General features: G+C 73.5%; 11 protein-coding genes. 6 read left to right on the plus strand and 5 right to left on the minus strand.

Going from position 1 to position 14,742, the window contains the following annotated elements; genetic code table 11:
• Nucleotides 1–33: 33 nt before the first annotated feature.
• Nucleotides 34–1,680 (minus strand): DUF2207 family protein, encoded by a 1,647-nt coding sequence (locus F4559_RS27910; RefSeq protein ID WP_184673706.1) that lies wholly within the window; start codon nt 1,678–1,680, stop codon nt 34–36.
• Between the two features lie 76 nt (nt 1,681–1,756).
• Here F4559_RS27910 and F4559_RS27915 point away from each other — a divergent pair, with 76 nt between their 5' ends.
• Together F4559_RS27915 and F4559_RS27920 are read left to right on the plus strand one after the other, a co-directional pair.
• On the plus strand, nt 1,757–3,076 hold the full coding sequence (locus tag F4559_RS27915) for a neutral zinc metallopeptidase (protein ID WP_246445348.1): 1,320 nt from the start codon (nt 1,757–1,759) through the stop codon (nt 3,074–3,076).
• 10 nt (nt 3,077–3,086) lie between these two features.
• Nucleotides 3,087–3,974: a neutral zinc metallopeptidase gene (locus tag F4559_RS27920; RefSeq protein ID WP_184673708.1), complete on the plus strand. Its 888-nt coding sequence runs from the start codon at nt 3,087–3,089 to the stop codon at nt 3,972–3,974.
• On the opposite strand, the gene F4559_RS27925 is transcribed toward F4559_RS27920, so the two are convergent.
• Nucleotides 3,944–4,384: a hypothetical protein gene (locus tag F4559_RS27925; RefSeq protein ID WP_184673710.1), complete on the minus strand. Its 441-nt coding sequence runs from the start codon at nt 4,382–4,384 to the stop codon at nt 3,944–3,946. The genes F4559_RS27920 and F4559_RS27925 overlap by 31 nt on opposite strands.
• An 843-nt stretch (nt 4,385–5,227) precedes the next feature.
• Between F4559_RS27925 and F4559_RS27930 the strand changes: the two genes are divergently transcribed.
• A complete protein-coding gene (locus F4559_RS27930) occupies nt 5,228–5,905 on the plus strand; it encodes a response regulator transcription factor (protein WP_184673712.1) in 678 nt (225 codons plus the stop codon).
• Nucleotides 5,902–7,407: a sensor histidine kinase gene (locus F4559_RS27935; protein ID WP_312865854.1), complete on the plus strand. Its 1,506-nt coding sequence runs from the start codon at nt 5,902–5,904 to the stop codon at nt 7,405–7,407. Before F4559_RS27930 ends, F4559_RS27935 begins: the two co-directional genes overlap by 4 nt.
• 273 nt (nt 7,408–7,680) lie before the next feature.
• On the opposite strand, the gene F4559_RS27940 is transcribed toward F4559_RS27935, so the two are convergent.
• On the minus strand, nt 7,681–8,748 hold the full coding sequence (locus F4559_RS27940) for a potassium channel family protein (RefSeq protein WP_184673714.1): 1,068 nt from the start codon (nt 8,746–8,748) through the stop codon (nt 7,681–7,683).
• Entirely contained in the window at nt 8,745–10,148 is a 1,404-nt protein-coding gene (locus F4559_RS27945; RefSeq protein WP_184673717.1) for a M20/M25/M40 family metallo-hydrolase, read from the minus strand. Before F4559_RS27945 ends, F4559_RS27940 begins: the two co-directional genes overlap by 4 nt.
• Nucleotides 10,149–10,207: 59 nt before the next feature.
• Between F4559_RS27945 and F4559_RS27950 the strand changes: the two genes are divergently transcribed.
• Both F4559_RS27950 and F4559_RS27955 read left to right on the plus strand, forming a co-directional pair.
• Nucleotides 10,208–10,588 carry a DoxX family protein gene (locus F4559_RS27950; RefSeq protein WP_184673719.1) on the plus strand — a complete coding sequence of 127 codons (381 nt, stop codon included), beginning with the start codon at nt 10,208–10,210 and terminating at the stop codon, nt 10,586–10,588.
• A gap of 79 nt (nt 10,589–10,667) precedes the next feature.
• Nucleotides 10,668–11,213, plus strand: coding sequence for a hypothetical protein (locus tag F4559_RS27955; RefSeq protein WP_184673721.1), 546 nt, complete (start codon nt 10,668–10,670; stop codon nt 11,211–11,213).
• A 1-nt stretch (nt 11,214) separates the two neighbouring features.
• On the opposite strand, the gene F4559_RS27960 is transcribed toward F4559_RS27955, so the two are convergent.
• Nucleotides 11,215–14,727 carry an ATP-dependent helicase gene (locus F4559_RS27960; protein ID WP_184673723.1) on the minus strand — a complete coding sequence of 1,171 codons (3,513 nt, stop codon included), beginning with the start codon at nt 14,725–14,727 and terminating at the stop codon, nt 11,215–11,217.
• Between the last annotated feature and the right edge of the window lie 15 nt (nt 14,728–14,742).

Here is a 14,742-nt window from a genome sequence, read left to right on the forward strand (position 1 = left end):
CGGGGTGGGACCGACAGCGGGGGCGCACCACGTTCACCCCTTGAGCGAACGCAGGTGCCCCGCCTGGGCGAGCACGCCGTCGACCGCGCCGAGGAACGCCGGGAACCGCCCCGCGAACCGCCGCAGGTCGGCGGTGCGCTCGGCTTCGCCGTACCAGTACAGGCCCGCCTGCTCGCCCGCGAACGCGCCGAGCCAGCGCTCGGCCTCGCCCAGCACGACGGCGTAGGGCAGCGATCGGGAGAACACCATCTCGCGGTCGGCCGCCGGCACGTCGGCGGGCGTGGCCGTGACGAGGTAGCCGCGCAGCCCCCGGACGTGTTCGAGCAGCACGCTGCCGCGCTTGGTGCGCGCGGGCATCCACCGCGCGCCGAGCGCCACCGCGACACCGGCCACGGCGACCAGCAGACCGAACAGCGCCGGACCGCCCGTCACCACGAACACGACGGCCGCCGCCAGACCCACCCCGCCGATGCCCAGGCCGACCCACCACCACAGGCTGCGCTCGGCGTCCGGGCGGCGGGCGAACCAGTTCTTGGCCACGACGTCCGCGTACAGCTCGTGCCGGACCGCCGACAGGTCGATCCGCCGGCCGCGCAACTCCGACAGCAGCACGGCGTCCGTCCCGGCGGGCAACACCGCGTCGTACACCGCGCGCTCGTAACCCGACAGCGAGGCGTCGGCCGGGTTGCGGCGGACGAACCGCCAGTCCAGCTCGCCGACCTCCTCGATCCACACGTAGTTGCGCACCGCCAGGTCGACCGCGGTCGCGGTCACGTCGACCACGTCCACGTGCTCGTCCACCACGGTGCCGACCTGGCCGGGCAGCACGCCGTCCGGCGAGGCGAACGCCACGTGCCCGTGCCCGTCGTCGACGAGCACCCGGACCGGGGCGACGTCGCCCGCCAACGCGCGCGCGTCGCGTCCGCGCAGGAACCAGAGCAGACCGACGCCGACCAGCAGGACCAGCGCCAGGGCGCCCAGGCCCAACCCCGTCGCCGGGGTGAGCGCGAACGCCGACGCCAACGTCGACGACTCCTCGACCCGGGCGTTCGGCGGGGCGGCGCCGTCCTGCAGGCCGATCGCGATGTCGACGCGTTCGCCCGCCGCCAGGCCGAACTCGGTGGCGCGCACGCCCCGCCCGTCGCCGAGTTCGGCCGACGAGCACGGCTGGGAGGTGCCGGGCGGACCGGCCAGGCAGTTGACCGACCTCGGCATGTCCGGCGTGATCACCGAGACCTTCACCGAGTCCAGGTCGGTGTTCCAGCCGGAAGCGGGCTGCCAGCGCAGCTCCAGCGCGTCGCCGATCTTGGCCACCGCGCCGACGACGCGGTAGGAGACGGTGGACGTGCCGCCGTCCAGGGCGAGCGAGAGCTGCTCGGCGTCGGCGGTGGCGGTGCCCCTGCCGTCGACCTTCGCGTCCGTGACGGTGAACACGCGGTCGCGGCCGTCACCGACCGCGATGCGCAACGGGACCGTCCGGCCGGCCGTCCGGCCCTCGGGCACGGCGACGACCTCGGTGACGGTCAGCGCGCCGTCGCGTTCGAGCTTGAGCCGCACGTCGACGGCCACCGTGCCGGGCAGACCGGGCGCCTCGCCGGTCGTGGGCTGCGCCGCGGCCGTGCCGCCGAACGCGAGGAGCGCCGCGACACACCCGAATGCCGCCACCCAGTTTTTCGACACGGCCGCGGAGGATAGCGGAGTTCGCCTAAGCTCCAACGCGGATTCGGGCAACCGCGGACATGGGGGATCACCAGCGATGACGCAACCACCGCAGCCGGGTGGCCGGCCGTCGCCACGGCCGGTCGGCCCGCCCCCGGTGCCCGCACCGCTGACGCCGCGGCCGACCCGGCCCTATCCGATGCCGCCGCCCCAGAACCAACCCGGGCCTTATCAACAACCCGGACCGTACCCGCAGCAACCGGGCGGCTACCCGCAGCAGCAGCCCGGTCCGTACGGACCACCGCAGCCCGGCTACCAGCAGCCGTGGCCGCAGATGCCGCCACGTGCGGTCATGCCCCCGCCCGTCCCCGCGCAGCAACCCGGCTGGGGGCAGCAGCCGCCGGGGTGGCCGCAGCAGTACCAGCCGTACCCGCCGTTGCGGCGCAAGAGCAACAGCGGCCCGATCGTCGCGGCGGTCATCGTCGGCGTCGTGGTCCTCGGCATCGCGGCGATCGGCGTGTTCGCCTCGCTCACCCGACACAAGACGACCGACGACGCGTCGTACTCCGGCTACTCCACGTACACGTACTCGGTGGCGCCGACCACGACCACGACGAACCGGACCACGACGCAGAGCACCACCAGACCATCCGCGACGACAAGACCGTCGCCGAGCACCACCGCCAAGGCCGGCCCCAAGGCGGTCGTCGCCCTGGGCGACAACCCCATCCACGGCAACGACCTCGGGGCGTTCGACATCGACGGGTGCGCGTTGCCGCCGATGGACTACTCGGTCGCCGGCCAGGAACGGTTCCTGCGCGCGGCGCTGCCGTGCATCGAGGCGATGTGGAAGCCGTCGTTCACCAAGGCGAACCTGCCCTACCAACCGGTCGAGCTGACCATGGTCACGTCGCAGGTCACCAACGCGTGCGGCACCGTCAGCCCGGACCGGACGGCCGTGTACTGCGAGGGCGGCATCTTCTGGACGCCACTGCACTACTCCGGCGAGACCGGCAACGCCAACCCCAACCACCCCGGCAAGTACCTGGGCCAGCTCGCCCACGAGTACGGGCACCACGTGCAGTGGCTGTCGGGCATCCTGCGCGCCGCGAGCCAGGCCCAGTACGACAAGGGCGGCTGGGACACCCCGGCCGGGCTGGAACTCAACCGCCGCAAGGAGTTGCAGGCCACCTGCTTCGGCGGCATGACGCTGGCGCCGCTGTCGCACGGCGCGATCCCGACCGACGTCATCCAGGTCGCGCTGACCGACGCGGGCAACCGCGGCGACTACCCGGTCTACCCGAACCGTGACCACGGTGCGCCGGAGCGTAATGCGGCGTGGGTCCAGCACGGGTACAAGAACAATTCCACGAGCGCGTGCAACACTTGGACCGCCAGCGCGGCCGATGTCAGCTAGTTGGAGGATCGTGCACACGCCCGAGCAGCCCAGGAACAACCCGATGGTGCTCGTCGGCGTGTTCTCGGCGGTGGTCCTCTTCGTGCTCGGCCTGGGCGCCGTGCAGGACATCCGCGTCCCGGACCCGATCCCCGGCCGGGCGGTCGCCGCGCCCGGTGGCGCGCTGCCCGCCGAGGCGCCGGGGCCGCGGCCCGTGCTCCGGCTCGGCGACCACCCGTTGCTGGTGAAGGCCGTAAGCCTGCCCGCGACCGCGTGCGCGTTGCCCGCGTTCGGGCTGTCGGACAAGGAACTGATCGCCTACTACACGGCCGGTGTCGCGTGCATGGACGAAGCGTGGCGGCCGGTGCTGGAGCAGGCGAACCTGCCGTTCGAACGGCCGACCCTCAACGCCACGCCGGAACTGGGCGGGTCGCCGTGCGGCGACGCGCCGGCCGAAGGCGAGGCCGTGGCGTACTACTGCGGGCGCAACCGCGCGATCTACATGCCGACCGGGCGGATGCGCGACAACGGCGGCGGCGACCGGCCGGGCACGCACCTGGCGACGTTGGCGCACGAGTACGGGCACCACGTTCAGGCGCTGTCGGGCATGCTGCGCGCGGCCGACTTCAAGATCGGCGCGGCGGGCGAGGAGACGCCCGCGGGCCTCGAGTGGTCGCGTCGCATCGAGTTGCAGGCCAACTGCTTCGCGGGGCTCTTCCTGTACGCGACCTCCGACGCCCTGGGGCCGGACCTGGCCCGTGAGGCGGCCGAGGACTTCCAGTACGCGGTCGAGGAGCCGGCGGAGAAGAACGCGCACGGCCTGCCGGACAACCAGGCGGAGTGGGCGATGAACGGGTTCGCGGCCGGCACGACCGGGTCGTGCAACACCTACACGGCGTCGGCGGCGGACGTCGCCTGAGGGCGGGTGCGCAGCAGGTGGGCGTAGAAGCCGCCCGCCGCGGCGCTCAGGCAGGTCAAGAGGATCCCCAGCGGTCCGCCGCCCTGACTCCGGACGGGGCCTGACATGGCCCTGCCGACCATGACGTCTCCGTCGGCGCCGGGGGGGACGGTCACGTCGAACACCTCGCCCACCGAATGCCCGCACCCGTCGAACCGCACGTCCCTGGGCTGCCCGCCGATCTCGACGCGGACCTTGTCGTAGGCGTCGGCGCCGCCGCAGGAGGCGGACTCGACCACGGTGGCGGCTGTCGTCGTGGTGCCTTCGGCGGCGTCGTCGCCGGGCAGGAAGACGACGAGCGCGATCACGACGGCGACGAACCCGACCACCGCCGCCGCGGGCACCTGGACCGACCCAAGCCGAACCGCCACGCGTGGATGGTGGCAGACGGGCCACCCCGTTGTCGCCGGCATCACGACCGTCGATGCCCCGGAACCGGTACCGGGAACGACCACAGTGGACACTCCGCGGATCACCCGATCGTGATCTTGCACCATTCGAACACCTGTTCGAAACTTGAGTCATGCCTCCACACCGGACACTCCGCCCGAAGCCCTACACACCCCCGTACTTCCGCCGGTCGACCTCCCGGACGGCCGCTCCCGACACCCTGCCCACCCGATGGTCCGCGTGCCCGGCCGACTGCCCGATCGCGCGCGCACTCGGCCTCCACGGCACACACCCGCCTGGCGCCCGCCTGCCACCTCCACGGCACACACCCGCCCGGCGCCCGCCTGCCACCTCCACGGCACCCGACCGCCGTCCCCGTGGCCCCCGCCTCGTCGGCTTCCACCACTTCGGTCCACGCCACCTCGACACCCGAGGCGGCCTCCCCCGACCCGACCCGATCCGCCGCCCTGTCCCCCTGACCACCACGCACGCCACAACCCGAACCACAGATCCCCGCACGGCCCCGACACCCGCTGCTCCCCGCCGGCCGCCCGGCCCCGCCGAACGGAGGTTCCGCCATGCACACGACAGCCCCTGCACACACGCCGGGCCGGACTTGGCCACCGCCCTGCCTCCGGTCCAGCCCGCGTCGAACCCACCGCATCCGCGATGCGCCGTCCGGACCGACGACCGGGCAGCCGGTCGGGTCGGCGACCCGGTGGTCTGGCCGGTCGCCGACGCGGCGACCGGCCAGGTGGCTGAGAACCGGCTGAAGACCCGGGCGACCTGGGCGGTGCGGGCCGGCCGGCACGCACAATGACCGGGTGTCGACTGCCGCCAGGGTTCTGGTCATCGAGGACGCCGAGGCCATCGGCGCCGCCGTCGGTTCCGCGCTGCGGGAGGCGGGCTACCAGGTCCAGCTCCGCGCCGACGGGCGGGAGCTGGAGTCCGACCTGGCGCGGTTCCGCCCGGATCTGGTCGTGCTCGACGTGATGCTGCCCGGCCGGGACGGGTTCGCGTTGCTGGAGGTAGTCCGGCGCACGACGGGCGCGGGGGTGGTCATGCTGACCGCGCGTGACGGGGTCGCGGACCGGCTGCGCGGCCTGGACCGGGGTGCCGACGACTACGTGGTCAAGCCCTTCGTGCTGGCGGAACTGGTGGCCCGGGTCAGCGCGGTGCTGCGCCGGCTCGGGCGGACCCCGTCGACGGTGCAGATCGGGGACCTCGTGGTCGACGCCGACTCGGCCGTGGTGCTGCGCGGCGACGCGCCCGTCGAGCTGACCGCGACCGAGCTGCGGCTGCTGCGCTACCTGGCCGTCCAACGCGGGCGGGTGGTCGGCAAGACGCAGATCCTCACGGCGGTGTGGGGCTACGAGGACTACGACCCGAACCTGGTCGAGGTCCACGTCAGCGCGTTGCGCCGCAAGCTGGAGGAGCACGGTCCCCGGCTGTTGCACACCGTGCGCGGGCTCGGCTACGTGCTCAGAGCGGAGGTCTCGTGAGCGTCCGACCCGGCCCCGAGGACCCGGACGAGGCCCCCGGCCTGCGCACGGTGTCGCTGCGGCGTCGGGTCACGCTGTCCGCGCTCGGCGTCCTCGCCGTGGTGCTGATCGGCGTGGTGCTGCTGGTGGACGCGTTGTTCACCGTGCAGTCCGGCCGCGACGTGGACGCGCTCCTCGCGGAACGCGGACGCGTGGCCCAGCAACTGGTCAAGCAGGGCAGGTTGGACGGGGAGGAGTTGGTCGCGCGGCTGGCGGGCCGGGGCATCCAGGTCCGGGTCGTGCTGCCGGACGGCACGGTCTACGGCGACCCGCCGACGGACAAGCGGATCGACAAGGTCTTCCCGGACGGCACGCGGGTCACGCTCTACGCCGACCAGGCCGTGCTCGCCGGACCGCAGGCCCGGTTGCGGCGGCTGCTGGTCGTGGTCGGACTCGGCGCGCTCGGTGTCGCGGCGGTCGCGCTGGTGCTCGTGATCCGGCGGGCGCTGGGGCCGTTGGACGCGATGACGACGCTGGCCAAGTCGATCGCCGGCGGGCACCGGGGCTACCGGCTCAACCCGGCGCGCACGGACAACGAACTGGGCCGTACCGCGGCGGCCTTCGACGACATGCTCGACTCGCTGGAGGGATCGGAGGAACGGACGAAGCGCTTCGTCGCGGACGCGGCGCACGAACTGCGCACCCCGATCGCGGGCGTGCAGGCCGTCGCCGAGGCCCTCGTGCAGGCCGGTGGCGCCGAGGAACGGGAGGAGTTGAACCTGTTGCTGGTACGCGAGGCACGCCGCGCCGGCCGACTGGTCGACGACCTGCTGTCGTTGGCCCGCATCGACGCCGGACTGGAACTGCACCGCGAACCCGTGGACCTGCTCGCGCTCGCCGAAGCGGAGGCGACCCGCACCCGCCTGGTCGCGCCCGAGTTCGACATCGCGGCCGAGGGCACGACGGCCTACGTCGACGGCGACCCGCAACGCCTGGCCCAGGTGCTGGTCAACCTGGCCGACAACGCCCGCCAGGCGACCGGCCACGGCGGCACGGTCCGGATCCGGGTGTCGACACCCGGCGCGTTCGCCCACCTGACCGTGTCCGACAACGGTCCGGGCGTCCCGCCCGACGACCGGGAACGCATCTTCGACCGCCTGGTGCGCCTGGACAAGGCCCGCGACCGCCGCTCCGGCGGCTCGGGCCTGGGCCTGTCCATCGCCCGAGGCGTGGTCCGCGCCCACGGCGGCGAACTCCTCTGCGCCACACCGGAATCCTCCGGTGCCACCTTCCTGGTCCGCCTGCCCCTCACCGACCACCCGACCAGACCGGACCGCCCTTCACCCGCCACCCACCCGATGCCGACCGACCACCCACCCCGGTCGGACCACCCAGGCCAGGCGGACCACCCACCTCGGGCAGGCCACCCACCTCGAACACCGCACCCCGGCTCGGCAGACCGCTCGGCTCCGATGGACCAACTACACGCGGACTCATCGCCCGGCCCGACTTCACACCGCTGACCACATCCCGGCGGCGATCACGAAGTCGACCGTCGGTCCGGCAGTCCGCATCGGGCCCATGGCCATCCCGCCGACCGGCGACCGGCGACCGGACCATCACTCACCACCGACCAGCCGACCTCCGACCACGACCAGCCAGCCCCACCGGACCAGTCGCCACACGACATCGGCGGCACCGGTTCGGTGGCGCCCCCGTCGGGGGGCGGTCGCCGCCTGTCGCCACACGACCTGGGGTGACACCGGTTCGGCGGCCCCTTCGGCGGTGCGCCGGGCTCAGTCGCCGTCGGGCGGGGTGACCTTCTTGACGTAGAGGAGCCGGTCACCGGCCTCCACCGCGTCGGCCTCGGCCGCGTCCACGCGGTACAGCTTCCCGCCGCGCACGACCCCCAGCACGATGTCGGGCAGGTGGCGGGGCGAGCCGCCGATCTCGGACGCCTCGACGTCGCGTTCGGCGATGGCCAAGCCCGCGTCCGGGGTGAGCAGGTCCTCGACCATCGCAACCACCGACGGGGTCGCGGTCGCCATGCCCAGCAGGCGACCGGCGGTCTCGCTGGACACCACCACCGAGTCGGCGCCGGACTGCCTCAGCAGGTGCTCGTTCTCGCGTTCCCGCACCGACGCGACGATCTGCGCCTTCTTCGCCAGCTCGCGCGCGGTCAACGTCACCAGCACCGCCGTGTCGTCCCGGTTGGCCGCGACGACGATCGCCCGCGCCCGGGGCGCACCGGCGACCTGGAGCACGTCGTTGCTGGTGCCCGACCCGTGCACGGTCACCAGGCCGATCGCGGACGCCGCGTCGAGCGATTCCTGGGAGGTGTCGACGACGACGATCGAACCGGGGTCGACACCGTCGCCCAGCAGCGCGCTGACGGCCGACCGCCCCTTCGTCCCGTACCCGACGACGACCACGTGGTCCCGCACCTTGGATCTCCACTTCTGGATGCGCAACGCCTGCCGGGAGCGCTCGGTGAGCACTTCGAGGGTGGTACCGACCAGCACGATCAGGAACAGCACCCGCAGCGGGGTGATGACGAGGACGTTCACCAGTCGCGCCGACGAGCTGGCCGGCGTGATGTCGCCGTAGCCGGTGGTCGACAGCGACACCGTGGCGTAGTAGATCGAGTCCAGCAACGACAGGCCGTCACCGTTGACGTCGCGGTACCCGTCGCGGTCGAGGTAGACGATCAGCACGGCGGCGCACAACGCGGCCAGCGCGCCGATCACGCGTTTCATGATCGCGCGGACCGGGCTCTGCACCGAGTCCGGCATCCTGATCACGCCGACCAGCGAGTGGCCGGGGCGCTCGCTCAGCGGCTCGCCCTGGGTGAACCGGCGGATCATGGCAACCTCTCGGCTAGGAGCCGCCACAGGTGTGCGGCGGCCTCGGCGCCGCGCCCGAGCTGTGACACGACGACACGCTCGTTCGGCGCGTGGATGCGATCATCCGGCAGGGTCGCACCCAGGTAGACGACCGGCACGCCGAGGCGTGCGCGCAACACCGCGGCCGGGCCCGAGCCGCCGGTGCGACTGAACCGCACAGGTTGGTCGAACGCGGTCTCCATGGCTTCGTGCAACGCCTTGACGGCCGGGTGCGCGACGTCCACCGCGTAAGGCGGCACACCGTCGCCCACGTCGACGACCTCGGCGTGCAGACCGGCCGGCGTGTGGGCCGCGACGAACCGGCGCAACGCCTCCGCGACGTGTTCGGGCCGCTGGTCGGGCACGAGCCGGAACGACAGCTTCACCGACGCCCGCGCGGGCACGATCGTCATGACGCCGGCGCCCGTGTACCCGCCGTGGAAGCCGTTGACCTCGGCGGTCGGGCGCACCCACACGCGTTCGAGCGTGGACCACCCCTCCTCGCCGGCCAGGCCGCGCGCACCGCCGGAGTTGGCCAGCCACGTGTCGTCGTCGAACGGCAGGGCCGCGTAGTCGGCGCGTTCGGCGGCGGTGGGCTCGACCACGTCGTCGTAGAAGCCTTCGATCCGCACCCGGCCCCGATCGTCGTGCAACGCGGCGACGAGCCGGGCCAGTCCGGTGACCGGGTTGGGCACGCTGCCGCCCGCACGTCCCGAGTGCACGTCGGACTGCCCGCCGACGAACGTGACCTCGGCCGCGTACACGCCACGCTGACCCGTGCACACGGTCGGGGCCTCGCGCGCGTAGACCGGTGTGTCGCTGAACACGACCAGGTCCGCGGCGAGGTCGGCGGCGTGGTCGTCGACCAACCGACCCAGGTTGGGCGAGCCGGTCTCCTCCTCGCCCTCGACCAGCAGCTTGATCGTCACGGCGGGCTGCCGCGCTCCGATCGCGGCGAGGTGGGCGCGCACGCCGAGCAGGTGCATCGCGACCTGGCCCTTGTCGTCGCTGGCACCGCGTCCGAACAGCTCGTCGCCGACGAGCGTCCCCGCGAACGGCGGGTGGTCCCACCGGTCGAGCGGCCCGGCGGGCTGGACGTCGTGGTGGGCGTAGACGAGCACGGTCGGCGCGTCCGGGTCGGCGGCCGGCAGGCAGGCGTACACGGCGGGCAGCGCGGGCCCCTCGTCCCACACCCGGACGTCGGGCCAACCGTCGGCACGCAGGGTGTCGGCCAGCAGGCGCGCGGAGGCGTCCATGTCGGCGCGGTGCGCCGGGTCGACCCCGACGGACGGGATCGCGAGCCAGTCGCGGAGGCGGGCGACGGTGTCGTCGAGGAACGCCGCGACCGCCTCCCGTTCGGGATTTTCCGGATCACCGGTCACGATGCGGGAGGATAACCCCGCGCACGCGGCACGGCGGTCGCCGTGCCATCGTGGATTCCATGGAACCGACTCGTCCCCGGACGTGGTCCGCGCTCGCGTTGGCCGGACTGCTCGGCACGGCGGGTGTCACGCACTTCGCGAAACCGAAGGCATATGACGCGATCGTGCCACGATCGCTGCCGGGCGAGCCGAGGACCTGGACCCGCCTGTCCGGCGTCGCGGAACTGGCGTTGGCGGTGACGGTGGCCGCACCCCGGACCCGGCGACTCGGCGGACTCCTCGCCGCCGGTTTCTTCGCGGCGATCTTCCCGGCAAACGTGAAAATGGCCAACGACCTTCGGAATGCCCCACCGCGGACCCGGGCCCTGGCGCTCGGCCGGCTGCCGCTCCAGGCGCCGCTGATCGTCTGGGCGCTGCGCGTCCGCCATGCCGCACCTTGATCACTCTCGGCGCAGGCGCGGCCACCGAGAGCGCCGGCAGGTCTGTTTTCGTCACCCCACGCGACTCTAGGATGCCCAGGTGCAACCGCTCCTCCACGCCGCGACAGCACTGGCCTGGCGCGGCGTCGTCGTCCCCGACGTCGCCGTCCTCGGCCACCGGGTGTCCGCCGTCGTGCGCGTGCACGCGGACGTGCACGCCTGGCGTGCCGTCAACGGCTGGCCGCCCCAGGCCGACCCGTCGTGGTTCCGCTCGTGGTTCGAGCCCGACGAGCACGACCGACTGCCCGTCCCGGCGGTCGAGCTGGCCGGGGTTCTCGTGGGCGAGTCGACCGTGGACCGCGCGTTGCAGTCGTGCGGCACGCTGATGACACTCGCGCCGTGCGCCGTGGTGCTGCCCGCCACGCCGGGGTCGAGTTCGTGGCCGTTGATCGAACTCGACTACTACGGCATCGGCGTCGTGGCGATCGACGAACCGGGGACGGCCGAACTGCTCGTTGCGCCGGAGGACCGGTCGACCGAGTTCGGCCCGTCGCTGTTCGGCCGCTGGCTGCTGGAGGTCCTGTACGACCGGGTCCTGCGGGAGGTCCCCGTCGAGGCCCGCGTGAACAGCCGGTCGAGCAGCTAGCTCAGGCCGGCACCGAGGCGAGCAACGCCCGCAACCCGTCCGCGTCGAGCAGGTCCGCGGGCCGCAGGGTGTGGTCCTGCCGCACGTAGTGGAACGCCGCCCGCACCTTCTCCACGGGCGTGCGCGACAAGGCCGCCCACGCCAACCGGTATGCCGCGAGCTGCACCGACAACGCGGGCAGCCGGTCCTCCTCGGGCACCGCACCGGTCTTCCAGTCGACGACGGTCCACCCGCCGTCGTCGTCGGCGAAGACGGCGTCCATCCGCCCCCGGACCGCGAACCCGTCGATCTCCGCCTCGAACGGCACCTCGACGTCGTGCGGGACCCGTTCGGCCCAGGAACTGCCCAGGAACGCCTCCTGGAGCCGGGCCAGGTCCGAGTCGGGCGCGGCACCGTCGTCCGCCGCGCCGGGCAGGTCGTCGATGTCGAACAGCCGTGCCGCGCCGAACCGCTGTTCGAGCCACGCGTGGAACGCCGTGCCGCGCCGCGCGAGCGGGTTGGGCGGGAACGGCAGCGGGCGGCGCAACCGCCGGGCGAGCAGGTCGGGGTCGACGGCCAACTCGACCAGTTGGCTGACCGACAGGTGTCCGGGCAGCACGACGCGTTCCCGCCGCACCGACGCCGCGGCCCGTTCGGCGAGCAGCACGTCGACGTCCCGCGCCCACCCTTCGGGGTCGGCCGGGTCCACCGGTTCTCTGCCGGGCTCCGCGTCCTCGACGGGCTCCGCGAGGCCGTCGGGCACGACCTCGGGCTCCGGCTCTTCGTGTTCCCCGTCCTCGGGCGGCGACCCCCAGTCGTCGAAGTCGGGTGCCGGCTCGTCGGGGAAGTCGGGTTCGTCCGGGAGCGGGATGTCGGCGTCGTCGGGTGGCGGTACGTCGGCGAAACCGGTCCCGTGGTCGGCCGGCTCGGGTGGTTCGGGCAACGGCACGTCGGGTTCCGCGTCATGACGATCCAAAGCGGACAGGACCAGGTTGGCGCCCTCGGTGACGGCGGCCCGGCGGTCGCCGAGCGGATCGGCGGGCCACGTCCCGGTCTTCGCCTGGGCCGAGAGGGGGTTGGACTCGTTCTCGACGGGTTCGTCGGACCACTCGACGACGTCGGCGGGCGGGTGTCCGGCCGCGCGGACCACGTCGTGCAGTTCGGTCAGGAACGCGGACGGCCCCTTGGGACGGTCGCCGGTGTCGGCCCACCAGTGGCCCGAGACCAGCAGCGTGTGCTCGGACCGGGTCAGGGCCACGTAGAACAGCCGGCGCTCCTCGACCAGTCGGCGCTGCTCGAACTCGTCCGCGTGCAGGTCGAGCGCCGCCGCGACCTCCTTGCGGTCGGCTCCGCCGGGAAGGCGCAGCCTGGGCAGGTCCTCGGCGTCACCGCGCAGGTCGGCGGGCAACTCGGCCACGGACTTGAGCCAGCACGAACTCTTCTTGCGCCCCGGGAACACGTCCTTGACCACGTGCGGCACGGCGACGATGTGCCACTCCAGGCCCTTCGCCGAGTGCATCGTGACGATCTGGACGCGGTTGTCGGCGACCTCGATCTCGCCCGGTTCCAGGCCGTCCTCGGCGTGTTCGGCCGTGTGCAGGTAGTCCAGCAGGGCGGGCAGGGTCGCGCTCGGGCTGGCGGCGGCGAAGTCCGCGACGACGTCGGCGAACGCGTCGAGGTGCGCGCGGCCGACGACGCCGGGCCGGGACAGGGCCTCGATGTCGAGCAGCAGCGTGCGTTCCACGTCGGCCACGAGTTCGGGCAGCGGCTGGTCGAGGCGTCGGCGCAACGCGGACAGCTCGGCGCCGAGGCGGCGGATCCGCCGGTAGCCCTCGGCCGAGTACGGGGTCGGGTCGCCCGGGTCGTCGAGCGCGTCGGCGAGTCCGGCCTGGTCGGCGTGCTCGCCGGGCAGTGCGTCGGCGATCACCGCCAGCGGGTCGTCGACGGCGGCCTGTCGGGTCGGTGCGCCGGCCAGGTCGCGGGCACGTTGCCACAGCGCGGCGAGGTCGACCGCCGCGACCCGCCAGCGCGAGCCGGTCAGCAGGCGGGCGGCGGCCGTGCCGGCGAGCGGGTTGACCAGCACGCGCAACGCGCTGACCAGGTCGCGCACCTCGGGTTCGTCGAGCAGGCCGCCGAGCCCGACGACCTCGACCGGCAGGCCGCGTGCGCGCAACGCGGCGGCGATCCGGGACATGTCGGCGCGGCGGCGGACGAGCACGGCCGCGGTCGGCGGCTCGTCGGACGTGTCGAGGTGCTCCTGCCAGGCTTGCGCGACCGTGTCGGCCACCCACTCGACCTCGTCGCGCACGGTCTCGAACAGGCCGAGCCGCACGTCGCCGGGTCCGGCGCCGGCGCGGGCGCGCAACTCGTCGACGTCGAGGCCCGACTCGCGCAGCGGCAGGGACACGGCGTTGGCCAGCGCCAGCACCTCGGGCGGGTTGCGGAAGCTGGTGAGCAGGCCGTACTTGCGGGCCGGCGGGAAGTCGGGCACGAACCGGGGCAGGTTGGCCGCGCTCGCGCCGCGCCAACCGTAGATCGCCTGGGCGGGGTCGCCGACCGCGGTCACCGCCATGGGTTCGCCGCGACCGAACAGGGCGCGCAGCAGGACGCGCTGCGCGTGCCCGGTGTCCTGGTACTCGTCGAGCAGCACGGCGCCGTAGCGTTCGCGTTCGCCCTGCGCGACCTCGGGGTGTTCCTCGGCGAGCCGGGCGGCCAGGGACATCTGGTCGGCGAAGTCCATGGCCGCTTCGCGCCGCTTGCGCGCCTGGTAGGCGTCGAGCAGCGGCAGCAACGCGACCCGCAGGCGTTGGGCGTTGATCACGGACTTCAGCGATTCGGGCAGCTTGTCGGCCTGGCGCGGGGCCTTGGGCGCGGACTCGATCATCGTGGTCAGCCAGTCGGCGTGCGTGCGCAGGCTCGCGTGGTCGACGAGGTGTTCGCCGAGTTCGCCGGCGAGGGCGAGCAGGTAGCCGGTGACGGTCGCGGGGACCTTGTCGGTGTCGAGGTCCTCGGCCCAGGACGTGACGACCCGGTGCGCGAGCTGCCAGGACGCGGTCTCGGTGAGCAGGCGCACGCCGGGTTCGACGGGCAGCCGCAGCCCGTGCTCGGCGACCAGGCGGCCGGCGTAGGCGTGGTAGGTGAGCACGACCGGTTCGGCGGTGAGCACGGCGGCCCGGCGTTCGCCGCTGGGGTCGAGCCGGTCGAGCAGTGGCGAGCCGGCCAGGCGGCGCAGGCGCAGGCGGACGCGGTCGGACAGCTGGCGGGCGGCTATGCGCGTGAAGGTCAGGCCCAGCACGCGGTCGGGCGTGACCAGTCCGTTGGCGACGAGGTAGACGACCCGGGCCGCCATGGTCTCGGTCTTGCCGGCGCCGGCGCCGGCGACGACGAGGGCGGGCGCGGCGGGTGCCGCCACGACGGCGGCCTGTTCGGGCGTGGGGCGGGGCAGGCCGAGGGCTTCGGCCACCTCGAACGGGCCGGCGAGGACCGCCTGACCGCCTGTCCGACCGACCTCACCCGGCACAACCACGTCGAGCATTCTCCGACTTCCCCG

It is taken from the genome of Saccharothrix violaceirubra (genome assembly GCF_014203755.1).
Lineage (GTDB): Bacteria > Actinomycetota > Actinomycetes > Mycobacteriales > Pseudonocardiaceae > Actinosynnema > Actinosynnema violaceirubrum.

What these genes read in the sequence shown, in the direction of transcription:
- F4559_RS27915 (WP_246445348.1), top strand. Translation starts at nt 1,757, where the DNA reads ATGACGCAACCACCGCAGCCGGGTGGCCGGCCGTCGCCACGGCCGGTC.
- F4559_RS27940 (WP_184673714.1), bottom strand. Translation starts at nt 8,748, where the DNA reads ATGATCCGCCGGTTCACCCAGGGCGAGCCGCTGAGCGAGCGCCCCGGC.
- F4559_RS27950 (WP_184673719.1), top strand. Translation starts at nt 10,208, where the DNA reads ATGGAACCGACTCGTCCCCGGACGTGGTCCGCGCTCGCGTTGGCCGGA.
- F4559_RS27960 (WP_184673723.1), bottom strand. Translation starts at nt 14,727, where the DNA reads ATGCTCGACGTGGTTGTGCCGGGTGAGGTCGGTCGGACAGGCGGTCAG.